15 protein-coding genes are annotated in these 16,806 nt (G+C 65.1%); 10 read left to right on the top strand and 5 right to left on the bottom strand.

Annotated features, from left to right (window positions below):
• Positions 1–10: 10 nt before the first annotated feature.
• The gene (locus ORS3428_RS10765; RefSeq protein WP_071097285.1) at positions 11–1,612 is read left to right on the top strand and encodes an inorganic phosphate transporter; all 1,602 of its coding nucleotides are present in this window, start codon (positions 11–13) and stop codon (positions 1,610–1,612) included.
• A gap of 87 nt (positions 1,613–1,699) precedes the next feature.
• On the opposite strand, the gene ORS3428_RS10760 is transcribed toward ORS3428_RS10765, so the two are convergent.
• The 3 genes from ORS3428_RS10760 to ORS3428_RS10750 all read right to left on the bottom strand — a co-directional run bounded on the left by ORS3428_RS10760 (position 1,700) and on the right by ORS3428_RS10750 (position 4,706).
• The gene (locus tag ORS3428_RS10760; protein WP_071097283.1) at positions 1,700–2,548 is read right to left on the bottom strand and encodes an MFS transporter; all 849 of its coding nucleotides are present in this window, start codon (positions 2,546–2,548) and stop codon (positions 1,700–1,702) included.
• Positions 2,549–2,770: 222 nt separating this feature from the next.
• Positions 2,771–3,925 carry a patatin-like phospholipase family protein gene (locus ORS3428_RS10755; protein ID WP_071097281.1) on the bottom strand — a complete coding sequence of 385 codons (1,155 nt, stop codon included), beginning with the start codon at positions 3,923–3,925 and terminating at the stop codon, positions 2,771–2,773.
• Positions 3,918–4,706 (bottom strand): acetoacetate decarboxylase, encoded by a 789-nt coding sequence (locus ORS3428_RS10750; protein WP_071097278.1) that lies wholly within the window; start codon positions 4,704–4,706, stop codon positions 3,918–3,920. The genes ORS3428_RS10755 and ORS3428_RS10750 overlap by 8 nt, the downstream gene beginning before the upstream one ends.
• 211 nt (positions 4,707–4,917) lie before the next feature.
• Between ORS3428_RS10750 and ORS3428_RS10745 the strand changes: the two genes are divergently transcribed.
• The 5 genes from ORS3428_RS10745 (at position 4,918) to ORS3428_RS10720 (ending at position 9,999) form a co-directional block, all read left to right on the top strand.
• A complete protein-coding gene (locus tag ORS3428_RS10745; protein ID WP_071097276.1) occupies positions 4,918–5,706 on the top strand; it encodes a 3-hydroxybutyrate dehydrogenase in 789 nt (262 codons plus the stop codon).
• 168 nt (positions 5,707–5,874) lie between these two features.
• Entirely contained in the window at positions 5,875–6,693 is an 819-nt protein-coding gene (locus ORS3428_RS10740; protein WP_071097273.1) for a chromate resistance protein ChrB domain-containing protein, read from the top strand.
• Entirely contained in the window at positions 6,690–8,078 is a 1,389-nt protein-coding gene (gene chrA / locus ORS3428_RS10735; protein ID WP_071097271.1) for a chromate efflux transporter, read from the top strand. Before ORS3428_RS10740 ends, chrA begins: the two co-directional genes overlap by 4 nt.
• Before the next feature lie 473 nt (positions 8,079–8,551).
• A complete protein-coding gene (locus ORS3428_RS10725; RefSeq protein WP_071097267.1) occupies positions 8,552–9,067 on the top strand; it encodes a sigma-70 family RNA polymerase sigma factor in 516 nt (171 codons plus the stop codon).
• On the top strand, positions 9,064–9,999 hold the full coding sequence (locus ORS3428_RS10720) for an anti-sigma factor family protein (RefSeq protein WP_071097265.1): 936 nt from the start codon (positions 9,064–9,066) through the stop codon (positions 9,997–9,999). The genes ORS3428_RS10725 and ORS3428_RS10720 overlap by 4 nt, the downstream gene beginning before the upstream one ends.
• Position 10,000: 1 nt before the next feature.
• On the opposite strand, the gene ORS3428_RS10715 is transcribed toward ORS3428_RS10720, so the two are convergent.
• Entirely contained in the window at positions 10,001–11,104 is a 1,104-nt protein-coding gene (locus ORS3428_RS10715; protein ID WP_244507917.1) for an ROK family transcriptional regulator, read from the bottom strand.
• 47 nt (positions 11,105–11,151) lie between these two features.
• Entirely contained in the window at positions 11,152–11,802 is a 651-nt protein-coding gene (locus tag ORS3428_RS10710; RefSeq protein WP_071097259.1) for an SGNH/GDSL hydrolase family protein, read from the bottom strand.
• Positions 11,803–12,246: 444 nt separating this feature from the next.
• On the opposite strand from ORS3428_RS10710, the gene ORS3428_RS10705 reads away from it, so the two are divergent.
• The 4 genes from ORS3428_RS10705 (at position 12,247) to ORS3428_RS10690 (ending at position 16,783) form a co-directional block, all read left to right on the top strand.
• Positions 12,247–13,272 carry an ABC transporter substrate-binding protein gene (locus ORS3428_RS10705; protein WP_071097402.1) on the top strand — a complete coding sequence of 342 codons (1,026 nt, stop codon included), beginning with the start codon at positions 12,247–12,249 and terminating at the stop codon, positions 13,270–13,272.
• 81 nt (positions 13,273–13,353) lie between these two features.
• Positions 13,354–14,880 (top strand): sugar ABC transporter ATP-binding protein, encoded by a 1,527-nt coding sequence (locus ORS3428_RS10700; RefSeq protein WP_108723031.1) that lies wholly within the window; start codon positions 13,354–13,356, stop codon positions 14,878–14,880.
• On the top strand, positions 14,867–15,829 hold the full coding sequence (locus ORS3428_RS10695; protein ID WP_071097254.1) for an ABC transporter permease: 963 nt from the start codon (positions 14,867–14,869) through the stop codon (positions 15,827–15,829). Before ORS3428_RS10700 ends, ORS3428_RS10695 begins: the two co-directional genes overlap by 14 nt.
• Entirely contained in the window at positions 15,830–16,783 is a 954-nt protein-coding gene (locus ORS3428_RS10690; protein WP_071097252.1) for an ABC transporter permease, read from the top strand.
• The last annotated feature ends 23 nt before the right edge of the window (positions 16,784–16,806 follow it).

The raw sequence follows: 16,806 nt of genomic DNA, 5'->3' as shown, positions 1-16,806 counted from the left end.
GAGTGGGACGATGGTGGACGTGGTTTCCAGTGAGGCCGGGATTCCGAGGCCGGATCATCCGCTTGAACAATCGAACAGCGCCAAATGGTTCCTGCCGGCCTTCGGGGTGCTGGTCCTGGTTGGYCTCATCTATGTCGGTTACGCGCTGAGCCAGGACCTGGCGATTGCCAAGACGGTGYCGTGGATCCTGCTCGGCATCGCCTTGCTGATCGCGCTCGGCTTCGAATTCGTCAACGGGTTCCACGATACCGCCAATGCGGTGGCCACCGTCATCTACACCCGCTCCCTGCCGGCGGAATTCGCCGTGATGTGGTCGGGCGTCTTCAACTTCCTCGGCGTGCTTACTTCGAGCGGCGCCGTGGCGTTCGGCATCCTGTCGCTGCTGCCGGTCGAGCTCATCCTGCAGGTCGGCTCGTCCTCCGGCTTTGCCATGGTGTTCGCCCTGCTGGTGGCAGCGACCCTGTGGAACCTGGGCACCTGGTTCCTCGGCCTGCCGGCGTCCTCTTCGCATACGATGGTCGGCTCGATTATCGGCGTCGGTCTCGCCAACCAGTTCATGGCGCCGGCCGGAGGCGCCACCAGCGGCGTCGACTGGTCGCAGGCAACCAATGTCGGTACGACCCTCCTGGTCTCGCCGATCGTCGGCTTCTTCGCCGCTGCCCTGCTGCTCTATGTTATGAAGCTTCTGGTGCGCAATCCGGCGCTCTACGAGGCGCCGAAGGGCAACACTCCGCCGCCGTGGTGGATTCGCGCGCTGCTCATCTTCACCTGCACCGGCGTCAGCTTTGCACATGGCTMCAACGACGGCCAGAAAGGGATGGGCCTGATCATGCTGATCCTGATCGGCGTGGTGYCGACCGCCTATGCGCTCAACCGCACGCCCGACATCAACTATCTCGACGCCTACAAGTCGGCCTCTGTGGCCGTCGAGCAGGCGCTCAGCAAATACATCAAGCCGGAAGTCACCGTCGCGGACCCCAAGGCGTCGGTCCAGGAAGCGGTACGGAGCAGGTCGTGGAGTGATCAGACGACGGTGGCGCTRCAGAAATTCATCCATGACACGACCGCTTCGCTGCAGCCTTACGCGACGGTCGACAAGGTTCCGACCGACCTGGTCAGCAATGCCCGCAACAACATCTATCTGATTGGYGAAGCGCTGAAGCTGATCGACAAGAAGAAGCTGCTGCCGACGCAGGAGGCCGACCTGAAGGCGGTCACCGACTACCACAAGGCGGTCGACAACGCGACGAAGTTCATCCCGCTCTGGGTCAAGATCGCCGTGGCGCTGGCGCTCGGGCTCGGCACCATGGTCGGCTGGAAGCGCATTGTCGTCACGGTCGGCGAGAAGATCGGCAAGAGCCACCTGACCTATGGCCAAGGCGCCGCCGCCGAGCTGGTGGCGATGATAACGATTGGYATGGCCGACCGTCTCGGCCTGCCGGTTTCGACCACCCATGTGCTGTCGTCCGGTGTCGCCGGCACCATGGCGGCCAACGGCTCAGGCCTGCAGTGGTCGACCGTGCRCAATCTGGCGCTCGCCTGGGTTCTGACACTGCCCTGCTCGATCGCACTGGCTTTCGTGCTCTTCGTGCTCTTCCGCCAGGTATTCTGAGCGGAAAAAATCTCGGAAGAAACGGCGTCGCGAGCGGCGCCGTTTCGTTTTCCAGGCTGTCCTGCGAAGACCGATTGAGGCGCGCTGCTATCGCCGCGCAACATCCGCAATGCGGCGGCGGCGCAGTTGGCGCAGCGACAACACATGCAGCAGGATCGAGCTTGGCACCACGAAAGCAGGAGTCAGCACACCCGGATATGCGCCGGCACCGATGCTCTGCACATCAGGAACGATCAGCTGCAACGGGCCGGGCGAGGTGATTATGCCCATGGTGACGGCGACCGCGAAGTCGGCAAGGCCGAGGAGGTTCCAGAGAGTTGCCGCCCTCCGGCCCTCGGCCGTGCCGGTCGCCACCGCGATCGCCGTCGGCAGCGCGAACAGTCCGGTCAGCACGTCGCCGATGCCTGCCGGTAATGCGAATACGCCGGGCATTGCCCCGTGCAGCCAGGCTACGAGAGCCCAACTGCCAAATATGCGGTAGAGCTGAAGCGCGACGAGCCAGCCTGCGGGCATCGCATCGAGCACCTGCCCGATCCGCCTGGAGAACAGCAACAGCGGCGCCCCGATGATCACCGGCAGGAAGATCGCCATTGGCAACACTGGTAAAGACGCGGTGTCCGCATGGAAGACGCCGTTGACCGCGGCGCTCCAGGCGACGGCGAGCCACAGCGTGTCCGGGATCATGATCGCCAACCACGTCGCACGGCGTTGACCGGGCGTCAGGTTCGTGCGTTCGAGCCCCAGCCACAATCCCAGAGCTATGAGCCCGTGTGCCGCGAGCTGGTGGAACGTGGTCGGAACGCCGCTGGCCGGGATCGACGGCCAATTGTAGGTCAACAATATCCACAGCGCCGTGAGCGGCGCAAACCAGAGCAGGCCGCGCCAGGCGCCAGGCGACGGAACGATAGCGGGGGAAACAGCTTCGGCGGCCTCCATTGAACCCAGCGCATTTGCGGGTGCTCAAACTGTGTAAGCCCGCTCTTCGGAAGCGGCCATCCGCGATAATGTTGATGGGCTGTGAAGAAGGGCTTCACAGTAAGCGAGGTCGCGTGAACCCGATGGCGGCCGGCCGCACTTGCTCCAAACATTTGTTTATAGAGTTACGGAGTACCCAGCGAGCGACCGCTGCGRACTGCTCTGCTCGTGGCGGACTTAGTCTCAGGTCGGATCTTCGCGATGYAGGTCGTGGATGGCGACGCCCTCCACGTTGGTCGGCGGCATCAGCCACTGCTTGTGGCGCAGCGTGCGCTCGGTGTCCTCGAGGCCCATCTCCCAATGCTCGCGCATCGATGTGCCCGAGAACTCGTAGTCCTTGGCGTGGCCTTCGTAGCTTTTGTGCTGGTAGATCAGGTGGACRATGTTGACCACGCCGGCGTCGGAATAGTCGGCGATCAGCTCCCTCTCGCCGTCCCTGAGCTGCTCCGGCGGAACGCGCTTCAGCGCATCGAGCAGCTTCATCTTGAGCGCATGGATGCGCTGGAAATTGTCGGTGTTCTGGCGCGTGCGGCTCGAATACATGATGTCCTTGTGGCGCGACAGCACGTCGGCCATGCCGCGCGGCAGCGCGCCGCGGGCGCTGAAGAGATCGACCTGAAACACCAGCGAGGAGCGGTCTTCCTCCTGGTCGAGCAGATATTGCAGCGGCGTGTTGGAGACGATGCCGCCGTCCCAGTAATACTCGCCCTCGATGCGGATCGAAGGGAAGGCCGGCGGCAGCGCGCCGCTCGCCATTATGTGCTCCGGCCCGATCCGCACCCTCTCGGTGTCGAAATAGACGAAGTTGCCGGTTCTGACGTTGACCGCGCCGACGCTCAGCCGCTTCTTGCCGTCGTTCAGCACGTCGAAATCGATCAGGCTCTCCAGCGTGTCCTTGAGCTCGGCGGTGTCGTAGAAGCTGGTGGCGCCTTCAGCTCCCGGCGGCTGGAACCACGGGTTGGGATTGCGCGGCTTGAAGAAGCCGGGCTGGCCCATGGTCATCGTCATCCACGATGAGGTGCGGTTGCGGATGTCGCGATAGATGTCGCCTTCCGGCGTGTAGGCCCAGATCTTGCGGCCGSAGATCGTCTGCCAGAAATGCTCCAGCCTCTGCAGGCGCCGGCTCGGCTCGTTGCCGGCAATGATCGAGGCGTTGATCGCGCCGATCGAAACGCCGGAGAGCCAGGTCGGCTCGCAGCCGGCGTCGGAAAGCGCCTGATAGACACCGGCCTGATAGGCGCCAAGCGCGCCGCCGCCCTGGAAGACCAGAGCGACGCGGTCATATTGYGCCGAAATCTCCTGGATGGTGGCGGCAACGGCCTTGTTTCGTTCAAGCACGAGCCTTCTCCGGCTGGATTGCGCTGATCGCGRCCTGGTTGCGCTCGGCGAGATAGTCGTGGACGACCTCGCCCAGCCCGAGCGTCAGGTCGGCGGTGAAGTGGACGGCCGAGACCACCTCGAGCACCGGCAGCTTGGCGACGTCGGCCATGACATGGGGTCGAAGGTCGAGCGCGGCCGGCGCCGTCCAGGCTTCCTTCAGCGTCACATCGGTCAGGTAATAGCGCACCAGCTCGCAGATGCGCGGGCTGCCGTCGACATGCGGGATGATCTTGATCAGGAAATTGGGCGCGGCGAGCGAGGCGAGCACGGCATCGTGGTCGGCCTCACGGTGCTTGTAGCCCATCGTGCCGGTGGCGCACAAAACGCTGCCATAGTGAAGGGTGCCCACCACCACTTCGCCCTCGTGCACGATCTTGGGGCTGGCGAGCTTTTTCGGGAAACCCCAGAGCTCGCGGCCGCCGGCGATCGGCGCATCGTCGTCGAGATACATGGAATGAACGTAGCCGCCATGCTGCCCGCCAAAGCGGACAGGGATCACCTGCCCGGTTTCGGTATAGTCGCCGAAGCCGGTCGAATCCGGCATGCGGATGAACTCGTACTTGACCAGCGGCTCGTCGATCTCCAGCGGCGCCGGCACCACCGCCTCGAGTGCCTCGCGCGTCGTGCGGTAGGTGATGATGATGTATTCGCGGTCGAAGAAGCGATAGGGGCCGGGCGGGAAGGATGGGTTGGTGAGCGGCATCGCATAGGCACGCTTCACGACATCGGCGATTTCCATGCTAGTGCACCGTGTTTGAAAATAACCGCGCGAATGCGCTGGCAAATATGTTGCATGGCAGCATGACAGCGCCGTGTCAGCGCGCCGCCCTTCATCGAGCCGGCAGAGGCACGGTGCTGTAACAGCGCCGACATAAGGCTGTGGCATTGTCATGCTGCGGCGCACAAACTATGTGCCTTTATAGTCCCTCCCACCTGTCGCGAGATTTTTCATGGGTTCGCTGTCTTCGAAGAATGCGCTCGTCACCGGCTCGACCAGCGGCATCGGCCTCGCAATCGCCCGCGCTTTTGCCGCTGAAGGCGCCAACGTTACCATCAACGGCCTGGGCGATGCCGCGGCGATCGAGCAGGAGCGGGCCGGCATCGAGAAGGATTTCGGCGTCAAGTGCCGCTACTCGGACGCCAACATGATGGACGGCGCCGCGGTCACCGCGATGKTGCGCGAGGCCGAAGAGGCGTTCGGCAGCCTCGACATCCTGGTTAACAATGCCGGCATCCAGCATGTCGCGCCGATCGACGAATTTCCCGACGACAAGTGGGAAGCCATCATCCGCATCAACCTGCTTGCCGCTTTCTATGCCATCAAGGCGGCGCTGCCCGRCATGAAGCAGCGCAAATGGGGCCGCATCATCAACACGGCCTCGGCGCACGCACTGGTCGCCTCGCCGTTCAAGTCGGCCTATGTGTCGGCCAAGCACGGCATTGCCGGCCTGACCAAGACGGTGGCGCTGGAAGTGGCGCAGGACGGCATCACCGTCAACGCGATCGCTCCCGGCTATGTCTGGACGCCGCTGGTCGAGAAGCAGATCCCCGATACCATGAAGGCGCGCGGCATGACCGAGGAGCAGGTGAAGCACGATGTGCTGCTTGCCGCGCAGCCGACCAAGGAATTCGTCACCGTCGAGGAACTCGCCGCGCTGGCCCTGTTCCTTTGCTCGGATGCGGCCAAGCAGATGACCGGCACCACCTTGCCGATGGATGGCGGCTGGACGGCGCAATAAGGTCGCGACGGGAAGGCGGGGCAGCGGCTTCGTCTTCCCCGACAATTGGATTCTTGACAATCCTAGGCGAGCGCTCCAGCATTCTGGCAAGGGGTTCCCCGCGACGACCCCGTGAGGCGTCAGCCCAACGATCGCGTCCAAACTCTCTTCGTTCAGGAGGTGGACGCCATGCCGTCAACTACCGCAATCACAGTCCCGCAGCTTTCCCGTCTTGTCGGCCTGCCGGACGCGCCGGTTCTTATCGACGTACGCATCGATGAGGATTACGAGGCCGACCCGCGCCTGCTGCCCGCCRCGTTTCGGCGCGATTTCCGACGCGTCTCGACCTGGGCGCCCGAGTTCGCCGGATCAAAGGTCGTGGTCATCTGCCAGAAGGGGCAGAAGCTCTCGCAAGGCGTCGCCGCGTGGCTGCGCCACGAAGGCATTCCGGCGGAGTCGCTGGAAGGCGGCTTCGAGTCCTGGGCGRCAGCCAACGGGCCGCTGGTCGCAACCGGCGCGATCCCGCCGCGCGACRAGAAAGGCCGCACCGTATGGGTCACGCGGTCCCGGCCGAAGGTCGACCGCATCGCCTGCCCGTGGCTGATCCGCCGCTTCGTCGATGCCAAGGCGGTATTCCTGTTCGTCGACCCGGCCGAGGTGCCTCTGGTGGCCGAGCGCTTCGCCGCTGTTCCCTTCGACATCGAAGGTGTGTTCTGGAGTCATCGCGGCGACCGCTGCACCTTCGACACGATGATCGAGGAATTCGGCCTGCGTATCGAAGCGCTCGATCGTCTGGCGCTGATCGTGCGTGGGGCGGACACGGCGCGCCTCGACCTCGTTCCGCAGGCGGCAGGGTTCCTCGCCGCCTCGCTCGGCCTGTCGCGCATGTTCCGCGACGACCTCGAACAGCTCGAGGCCGGGATGCTTCTCTACGATGCCTTCTTCCRCTGGTGCCGCGACGCCACCGAAGAGACGCATAACTGGCCAACCGGAGGCAAGGCACCATGACTGCGCGTGTCGAGAACGACGCCGCGCGGCCGGTCGAGGTTCCGGCCGTGCCGACCTTCGGCGAGGCGACGCGGCTGTGGGCAAAGATCGGCGTGCTCTCCTTCGGCGGGCCGGCCGGGCAGATTGCGCTGATGCACAAGGAACTGGTCGAGGAGCGCCGCTGGATCGGCGAGGAGYGGTTCCTGCACGCGCTCAACTACTGCATGCTCCTRCCGGGTCCCGAGGCGCAGCAGCTTGCCATCTATGTCGGCTGGCTGCTGCATCGGACTGCAGGCGGCCTCGTCGCCGGCACATTGTTCGTGCTGCCGGGCGCGTTGGTGATGCTGGGCCTGAGCAGTTTCTACATGCTCTACAACGACACACCCGTCATCGCGGCGCTGTTCTTCGGCATCAAGGCGGCGGTATTGGCTGTCGTCGTCGAGGCGGTGATCCGCATCGGCAAGCGGGCGCTGAAGAACCGGGTGATGGTGGCGATCGCGGTGGCGGCCTTCCTGGCCATTTATGGCGCCAAGGTGCCGTTCCCTCTGATCGTGCTTGCGGCAGGCCTGATCGGCTGGATAGGAAGCCGCTTCGCGCCGGGCCTGTTTTCGGGTTCGGCGCACGGCAAGCGCGGCACCGCTGTCGACAGAAGCGGCGTGGTCGACCAGATGTTCGAGCGCGGCGAGCTTGGTCACACCGTGCCGACAAGATGGCATGCGGCCCGCGTCGCCGCCATCTGGCTGCCGGTCTGGCTCGGGCCGGTGGCGCTGATCGCCGGGCTGGCGGGGCCGGCGAGCGTGTGGACGCAGATAGGCGGCTTCTTCAGCCTGATGGCGGTGGTCACCTTCGGCGGCGCCTATGCGGTTCTGGCCTATGTCGCGCAAGCGGCGGTGACCTCGTTCGGCTGGCTGGCGCCCGGCCAAATGGTCGACGGGCTCGGGCTTGCCGAGACGACGCCCGGACCGCTGATCCTGGTGCTGCAATTCGTCGGTTTTGCCGCCGCTTATCGCCATGCCGGCGGGATCAGTCCTTTGCTTGCGGGATCGCTGGGCGCCTTGCTGACGCTCTGGGCCACCTTCACGCCCTGCTTTTTCTGGATATTCCTCGGCGCGCCCTACATCGAGCAACTGCGGCAGAACAAGGCGCTGTCGGCGGCGCTCGGCGCGATCACGGCGGCCGTCGTCGGGGTRGTGATGAACCTCGCGCTGTGGTTCGCGCTGCATGTCGTCTTCGGCAGGGTCGAGAGTGTCGGCTGGGGCGTGGAGGTTCCAGTCCTTTCCTCGCTCGACTGGCGCGCGGCGCTGCTGTCGGCGGCGGCAATGATCGCCATGCTCAGGCTGAAAGCCGGCATGCTGCCGACGCTCGCGGCATCGGCGCTGGCGGGACTGGCTCTGCAGGCCTTRTGAGCTTTCACGGCAGCCGATCGCGACAGTGTGATCGAAAAAGCTGGCCGGCCGGGAATAATCGGCCGGCATCGCTGGTCTTCCGGGCATGCGCCAGGTGCGCGCATGGCAGGAGACCAGCATGAAGCGGCATGACGACAGAGGCACGAATGGTGACAGCATCAGCCGCCGGCATCCCCTGGAGCAATTGAGCTGGGCCCGCCTGTTTTGGGCAATATCGCCGCGCCGGCCTTGATCCGTGCGAACCGCGACGAACAAGACACCCGTGCATCCCGTGGCGGCCGGCGATGCGCCGTTCCGTTCCGAGGCGCTTGACTCCGGTGACCCCTATGCCTTCACCTCCACCCAAGCAGGCGCCTTCGCCTGCAATAGCGATCTTCACCCGCGCCAGCAGGGACAGACCACCGCCGCCGCCTGATGGTGGACGCAGACCCCTGGCCGGAGCGCCTGACGGTGGAACGGTGTTGAGCGAAAAAATGCTGGCCGCGCGTTTTGCCGAAGTGGTGCTGCCGCATCTCAGCGACGCGCTGTCGCTTGCCCGCTGGCTGACCGGGAATGCTTCGGACGCCGAGGATGTGGTGCAGGAGGCCTGCCTCAAGGCGCATGCCGGCATTGCCGGCTTCGCCGGCGGCAATCCGCGCGCCTGGCTGCTCACCATCGTGCGCAACGCCTCCTACACCTGGCTGGCGCGCAACCGTCCGCGCGGCGTCGTCGCCGTCGGCGATCTTGCCGATCTCGATGACGTGTCACCGCCGCCCGACAATTCAGACAGCCCGGAGGCGGCGCTGATCGCCAAGGCGAACTCGGCGGCAATAGAGGCGGCGATCGCAAGGCTGCCGGAGGCGTTCCGCGAGACGCTGGTGCTGCGCGACATAAACGGCCTCAGCTATCGCGAGATCGCCGCCATGCTCGGCGTGCCGCAAGGCACGGTGATGTCGCGGCTGGCACGGGCCCGCGGCCTGCTGATGACGGAACTTGGAGGGCGCCCATGAGCCCGATTGAAAATGGCCCGCGCGACGACGGATTGCCGGAAGACCCCCAGGATATGAAGCTGATGATCCATGCCCTTGTAGACGGCGAGCTCGACGCCGCGGCAGCGCTTGCCGTCGAGCGGCGCATTGCCGCCGATCCTGAACTTGCCGCCGAGCATGCCCGCATCGTGGCGCTGCAGACGGCGGTCGCAAGCCTGCCGCGCCCTGCCGTTAGCGGCGACTTCCTGGCGCGCATCGCGGCCATCGCGGATGTGAGCCGCGCCGGGGAGACCGAGGCGGCGGACGCCGAAGCTGAGAAGGCGGCCCGCCGGTCTTCGGCCCAGCCTCAGCCGCAGCGCAAGGTGGTCGAGATGCGCCCGACGGCGCGCGCCATGGCGCGGCGCTTCGGCTCCTTCGGCTGGCGCCAGATGGCGGCCTCGATCGTGCTCACGGCTTTTCTCGCGAGCGGCGCGACGCAGTGGCTGATGGTGGAGAATGCGCCCGGCAGTTTTGCCGTCGCCGTCGCCAATGGCCATCGCCGCAGCCTGCTCGCGGCGAGCCCGGTCGACATCGTCTCGTCCGACCGGCACACGGTGAAGCCGTGGCTCGACGGCCGCATCGGCGTGTCGCCGCCGGCGCCGGACATGGCCAAGGACGGCTACGCGCTGCTTGGCGGGCGGGTGGAAGTGATCGGCGACAAGCCGATGCCGGCGCTGGTCTATCGCCACCATGAGCACCTGATCACCCTGGTGGCGGCGCCGCGCCAGAACGACGTCAAATCGGTGCCGGTGGCGGACGATCTTTCGGCGGGCGGGTTCCTGCTGGTCCACTGGACCGACGGTGCCTTCTCCTATTGGGCGATCTCGGACGCCGAACGCCCGGCGCTCGACGATTTCGTCGCCCGCTTCCGGGCGGCCGCCGCAGCCAACCCGGCGGCGGGCAGCCCAGGGTGAGCTATTCGACCATGAAGCGCGAGCTGAACGGAAGGCTCGCGGCTCCCACCGCTTTGGGCGAACGCTCTATGTTGCCGGCCATGGCGGTTATGCCGGGCATGGCCTGCTCCAGGTCCCGGCAAATCGCCTTGCAGACCGCCTGCGGCGCGTAAGAGGACAGGACCACCGACGCTATTGGAACGAATTGTTTGAGTGCCGCGATTGACGACTTCATWTGCTCCACAAGGTCGCGCTGCCATGCGGTCTCGGCGTCGCCAAATGACGGCCAGTCCGCGCCTCTTTCCCAGAGTTCGGAAGTCTGCCTGCCTTGCTTCAGGATCTCCTGTTCGAGGCGCAGGATGCCGACGTCGAAGCTCACCGCGGCAGCGGCGTTGTAGATCTGATGGTTGAGAACCAGTCGGCTGTGCAGGCGCGCGCCGAGATAGAAGAACAGATAGTCCGAAAGATGCTTTGCGACGCCGAACATGCTTTCGCCGCCGGCTGCCGCGGTGATGTCGTTCTGGACGTAGACCGGATAGCCGATCTCCCTCTCGACCTCTTCTTGCAGGGCGTCGAACCGCTCGCGGGTCGCCTTGGGCGTCAGCTCGAGTTCCGCCTGATCTCCCGGCAAGGCAAGGCCGATGCCGGYGATGCGCGAATGGAGCTGCTCGGGGAGATTGGCGATGGCCTTGGCGATGGCGCTCATGAACTGCGGATGGTTGGTGTCCTGCGCGGCCGCCGAGATCGGCAGGACCGCGCGGGAGCGGATCGAGCCGACGAAGTCGACCAGCACGACCTCCACCTGCCGATGGCCGACGCTGATGCCGACGGAATAGGCGCCCTCGGGGTTGAGCGAAAGCGGCACGGTCGGCGGCCCGACGCGGCCGCGTTGGGCCTCGCCCTTGGCGATCAGCCCTTCCTGCTCGAGCGAGCGCACGATGACGGAGACCGTCTGCGCCGACAGGCCGGTCCGCTCGCCGATCTCCAGGCGGGTGATGTCCTTGCTCTGGAGCAGCAGCGACAGCACGAGGCGCTCATTGTAGCTGCGCACGCTGACGGCGTTGAGGCCGCTGGCGCGGTCCGCGATCCGCAGCGGGTTGGGCGGGGCAAAGCGCATGTCAGGCATGGTGCGCCCTCTTGCAATCGGTCGTGGGGGACACCCTTATGCCGCGCTCACTTCTCATCCGGCCACCCGATTGCTTCGACTTCGCGGGCCAGGGCGCTGCCCAGCAGCGCATGCGCCTGCCTGTTGATATGGAAACCGTCGAGAGGGTCGCAGGTGACGACCGAGCCCGCGTCGAAGAAATGCACTTCGAGCGAATCGGCGATGATCTCGAACTCAAGCGCCAGCTGTCGCGATTTCTCCGGCGCGCCGGCGAAGATCGACCGCCATTCCTTGATGTCGTCCAGCATAGGCGGCGGAGAGACGATCATGATCTCGGGCACGCTGGCGCCTGGGCCGGGCTTCAGCTCCTTGATGTCGTAGACCAGGCAGCCCATGGCCATCGCCACTTCCGAGGCCGGTTGGTTGAAGCGCGCCTTGAGGTCATTGGTGCCCAGCATGATGATGACGAGATCGAGAACGGCGTGGCTCTGCAGGCAGGGTTTGAGGTAGGTGCGCCCGTTCTTGTGCGCGCCCTCGATCGGATCGTCGCGCACCGTCGTGCGGCCGCTCAGGCCTTCCTCGATGACATGCCAGCCGGCGCCCAACTCCTTTGCCATGACGCCGGGCCAGCGTTCAGCCGGACCATAGCGGTCCAGCGGCGTGCCGCCGGGTATCTGCCCATGCGTGTTGGAGTCGCCGTAGCACAGGACCGATCGCATGCTCCTCCTCCAATGCCAGCCAAGGTTCTGATTTGCAGAGGTTATCGGACGAGAGTCGGTCGTCCGTCATTCGCGCGACCCTGCCATTTGGCGGAAAGGTAACGCAACCCACAAAGATAATCCATCACTCTGAATAATTATTGACAGGCGTTCGGAACGATGGTTGAAGTGACCTGGGAGGAATGYCCCGAACCTTTTGCGCCGACAGGCTGCCATGATTCATGGCGGCATCGCTGGACTGCGTCTCCGGCGGCCCTGGCGCGCGGGTTGAGCAAATGAGCTGAAGCATTGCCGGGACCGCCCGGCAGGTGCGGCGTTTGGCATGRCCGGACGCCGATGGGGAAGTCGTGACCCTGGCATCCAGGGTCGGTGGAGCTTGAGAAGGAGGATGGCTCAGTGAGACGGATTATCAAATCAATCGCAGCGGCGGTGATCGCGACCACCATGCTGTGCGGTCCCTCGTTCGCCGACGACGTGTCGCTGCTGGATGGGGTTACCGCCCGCGCAGGCGACAATCCGACCGTCGAGGCCGGGAAGTTCAAGAAGGACGCGCCCTGGGTCATCGGCATGAGCCATTTCGGCGTCAACGCGAATACCTGGACGGTGCAGGTGGCACATGAAGCCGAAGCTGCCGCCGCCAAGGATAAGCGCATTGCCAAGTTCATCCTGCTCGATGCCGGCTTYGACCAGAAGAAGCAGGTGGCCGACATCGAGGACCTGATCGCCCAGAAGGTCGACGCCATCATCGTCCAGCCGGTCACCTCGACCTCGGCGGACGYCAGCATCGCCAAGGCCGTCGCGGCGGGCATCCCAGTCATCGTGCATACCGGGCGTATCGAATCCGACGCCTTCACCRCCGAGATCCAGGGCGGCGCCGAGCATTTCGGCAAGGTGATGGGCGACTTCCTGGTCAAGGAACTCGGCGGCAAGGGCAACATCTGGGTGCTGCGCGGGCTCGCCGGCCATCCGGAGGACACCAACCGCTACAACGGCCTGCTGCAGGCGCTGAAGGGGACCGACGTCAAGATCATCGCCGAGGAGCATGGCGACTGGCAGTACGACAAGGCCAAGAAGCTCTGCGAGACGCTCTACCTGAACAATCCCGAGGTCGACGGCATCTGGTCTTCCGGCGCCGACATGACGCGCGCCTGTGTCGACGTCTTCAAGCAGTTCGGCGCCAAGATTCCGCCGATCACCGGCGAGGGCAACAACGGCTTCTTCGGCCAGTGGATCGCCGACGGCTTCAAGTCGATCTCGGCCGAATACAGCCCCGCACAGGGCGCGGCCRGCATCCGCGCCGCCGTGGCCCTGCTCGAGGGCAAGGAGCTGAAGAAGCACTACGACTACAATCCGCCCGGCTGGGATATCGAGAAGGTCAAGAAGTACTACCGCGACGACCTGTCGGCCAATGTCTGGTGGCCGTCCGAGCTGCCGGAAGACAAGCTCAAGGAGTTCTACGCCAAGAAATAAGGGTGGCGCCATCGTGGTGCGGGCGGCCTCGTCGCCGGCCGCACCACGGAAAACTCTCCTGTATGCAGCGGTGCTTTTTTGGTGAAAACCCTCGTCGAAATGTCCGATATCCGGAAGGCGTTCGCCGGCACGGCGGCGCTGAAGGGCGTCTCGATCACGCTCCAGTCCGGCTCCGTCCATGCGCTGATGGGCGAGAACGGCGCCGGCAAATCGACCCTGATGAAGATTCTCGCCGGCGTCCACCAGCCGGACAGCGGCGCCATCCTGCGCGACGGGCGCCAGGTCGTCTTCCACAAGCCGAAGGATGCGCTGGAAGCCGGCATCTCGACCGTGTTCCAGGAATTGTCGCTGCTGCCCAACCTGACTATCGCCGAAAACATGTTTCTCGGACGCGAGCCAACCACGGCTTTTGGCGGCGTCGACTACCGGCGCATGGGCCGCGAGGCGGGCAGGGCGCTTGCCGAACTCGGCCTCGCRCTCGATCCGGGCACGCTGGTCTCCAGGCTCAGCATCGCGGAACGGCAGTTCGTCGAAATCGCACACGGCATCATGACCGATGCCAGCGTGTTCATCCTCGATGAGCCGACGGCGGCGCTGAACGCCGCCGATGTCGAGGTGCTGAACCGCCACATCCGCAGGCTGAAGGATGAGGGCAAGGCGGTTGTCTACATTTCGCACCGCATGGACGAGATCTTTGCCATCTGCGACACCGTGACGGTCCTCAAGGATGGCGAACTCGTCGGCACCAGAGCAATCGCGAAAATGACGCCGGCGGCGCTGATCGCGATGATGGTCGGCCGTGAGCTTGCCGACCTCTTCCCGCAACGCGGCGATGCCCCGGGCCCCGTCGTGCTTTCGGTCGAGGATTTCCGCATCACCGAGCGCTCCAGACCGTTCTCGCTGTCGCTGCGCCGCGGTGAGATCGTCGCGCTGGCCGGCCTGGAAGGGCAGGGCCAGCAGCGCTTCCTGCGCTCGCTGGTGGGCCAGTACCACCCCTTCGCCGGCCGCGCGACGATCAAAGGCAAATCATTGCCGTTGCCGGTGCCGCCTGGCGGCGGCGTGCGCCGGCTGCAGGCGATGGGCGTCGGCTTTGTGCCGGAGGACCGCAAGGAGGACGGGCTTTTCCTTGGCCTCTCCGTTGCGCACAACATTGCCGCCGCACTCCATTCGAAACGGTCGGAATTGGCGCTGGCCGCCGGCCATCAGCGACTGATCGCAGAGACGATGTCGAGCCTTGCCGTGAAGGCGAGCGGCCCCGCCGCTCCGGTCGGCACGCTGTCGGGCGGCAACCAGCAGAAGGTGCTGCTTGGCCGCTATCTCGCCGCCGACGTCGACATCCTGCTCGTCGAGGAGCCGACGCGGGGCGTCGATATCGGCGCGAAGTCTGAAATTTACCGGCTGCTGCGCGGCTTCGCGCACAAAGGCGGCGCGGTGCTGGTGCTGTCGCGAGAGACGGTCGAGCTGCTCGGGCTCTGCGACCGCGTCTGCGTCGTCCACAACGACACGATCGTGAAGGAAATGCCGGCGGCCGACRCCACGGAGCACAACATCCTCGACGCGGCGCTCAGCGCCAATGGTGAGGRAAGGAGCGGCGATGACAGCCATTAGCAAGCGCCTGGCAGGCGCGAGAGGATCGCGCCAGGGCATGTGGTTGCTGCCGTTGCTGATCGCTCTGGCGATCGCACTCTGGCTCAGCCTCAAGACCGCGCAATTCCTCAATGGGGAAAATCTGCTCAATCTGGTGCCGCAGGCGATGCCTCTCGTCATCACGGCGGTCGGCCAGACATTTGTCATCCTCATCGGCGGGCTCGACCTCTCGGTCGGGTCGATGATCAGCTTCACGACGGCAGTGCTCGCCCTCGGCGGACCTGGCTGGGTGTTGATCCCTGCCGTGTTCGTGCTGGCGGCGCTGGTCGGCTTTACCAACGGCTTCATCATCACGCGCTTCAACGTGCATCCGATCATCGCGACGCTTTCGATGCAGTACATACTGCTCGGCATCACGCGGGTGCTGCGGCCGGTTTCGGGCGGCACGGTGCCGGATATCGTCATCAGCGCGGTGGCCGGCTCCTTCCTCGGCGTGCCCATGCCGGTGTTCTGGGGAATATTCGTCCTCGCAGTCGCCTGGAAGCTGCTCCACGGCTCCCGCTTCGGACTGCATCTTTTCGCGATCGGCGGCGGGGTCTCGTCCGGCGTTGAGGATGYGGCGCATWATTTCGGCATCGCCGACAGGCGCAACATCGTCCTTTCCTATGTGATCTGTGCCTGCTTCGCCGCCCTTGCCGGCGTCTTCCTCGCCGGGCGCATCGTCTCGGGCGACCCGAATGTCGGCCTGCTTTTCGAGCTCGACGCCATCACGGCCGTCGCCATCGGCGGTACCCAGCTTTCCGGCGGTATCGGCAGCCTGCACGGCACCGTTATCGGCGCGCTGGTCATGGCGTTGCTCGCCAACGGCATGAACCTGACGAATATGTCGCCCTTCATCCAGACCACCATCAAGGGGGCGATCCTGCTTCTGGTGGTTGCCCTCCAGTCGCGCAAGAAGATGGGGTTGTAAGTGGCTTCCGCGCTCGCCAGTCCCCTCATGCGCCGCCTGCTGCGCATACCGCCGGCCTACTATGTCTTTGCCGTGCTGCTTTTGGTTCTGTGGATCGCGCGGCCGAACATGCTCAATCTCAATATCATGGGCATCTTCGTGCGCCAGATCGTGCCGCTCGGCATCTTGGTGCTCGGCCAGCTTCTGGTAATGYGGGTGAGAAGCATCGAACTGTCGGGCGGCGGGGCGATCCTCCTCATCAACTACACGATCTCGTCCGGGGTCTTTCCCGGCGCCTCCATGACGTTCTTCATTGTCCTGGCGCTGGCCACCGGCCTCGCTGTCGGCCTCTTCAACGGTTTGATGGTCGGGGTCAGGCGCGTCTCGGCCGTCATCGTCACGCTTGCGGTCGGGATCGTGCTTGTCGGCATCGTGCAGTATCTGTCGAGCGGCAAGCCGCCTGGCGATGTGCCCGGTATATTCGGCGACATCTACAACACCAAGCTCGGCCCGGTGCCGACGCCGGTGATCTTCTGGGTGGCCGTTTCGGCTGCGTTGTCGCTGTTCCTGTCGCGGACGGTGTTCGGCCGCTTTGTGACCTCGGTCGGCGAGAGCGTGCAAGCGGCGCATTTCTCGGGCGTCCCAGTCGCCCGTACGGTGGTGCTCGCGCATACACTCGCCGGCCTGTTCACGGGCGTCGCGGCCCTGGTCCAGACGGCCTCGATCGCCGTCGGCAGCGTCAGGGTCGGTCTCGACCTTCCGATCCTGGCGGTCGCCGCAACCATCCTTGGCGGGGTCGTCTTCGGCCGCGGGGAAGGCGGCGTCTGGGGTCCCTTCTTCGGCGTGCTGTCGTTTGCGCTGCTGTTTGTGGTGATGACGACGTTCGGCGTCGACGAGCCCGGCAAGCTGATCGCGCAGGGGCTTATCATCCTGCTTGCTGCCATCCTCTACGGGGTGAGGAGTAGGTCGATGTGACCGCCTTTTTGGGGGGGCCTGAG

The organism is Mesorhizobium sp. ORS 3428 (assembly GCF_001854785.1).
Taxonomy (GTDB): domain Bacteria; phylum Pseudomonadota; class Alphaproteobacteria; order Rhizobiales; family Rhizobiaceae; genus Mesorhizobium.
This window is presented reverse-complemented; position numbering and strand designations above follow the sequence as displayed.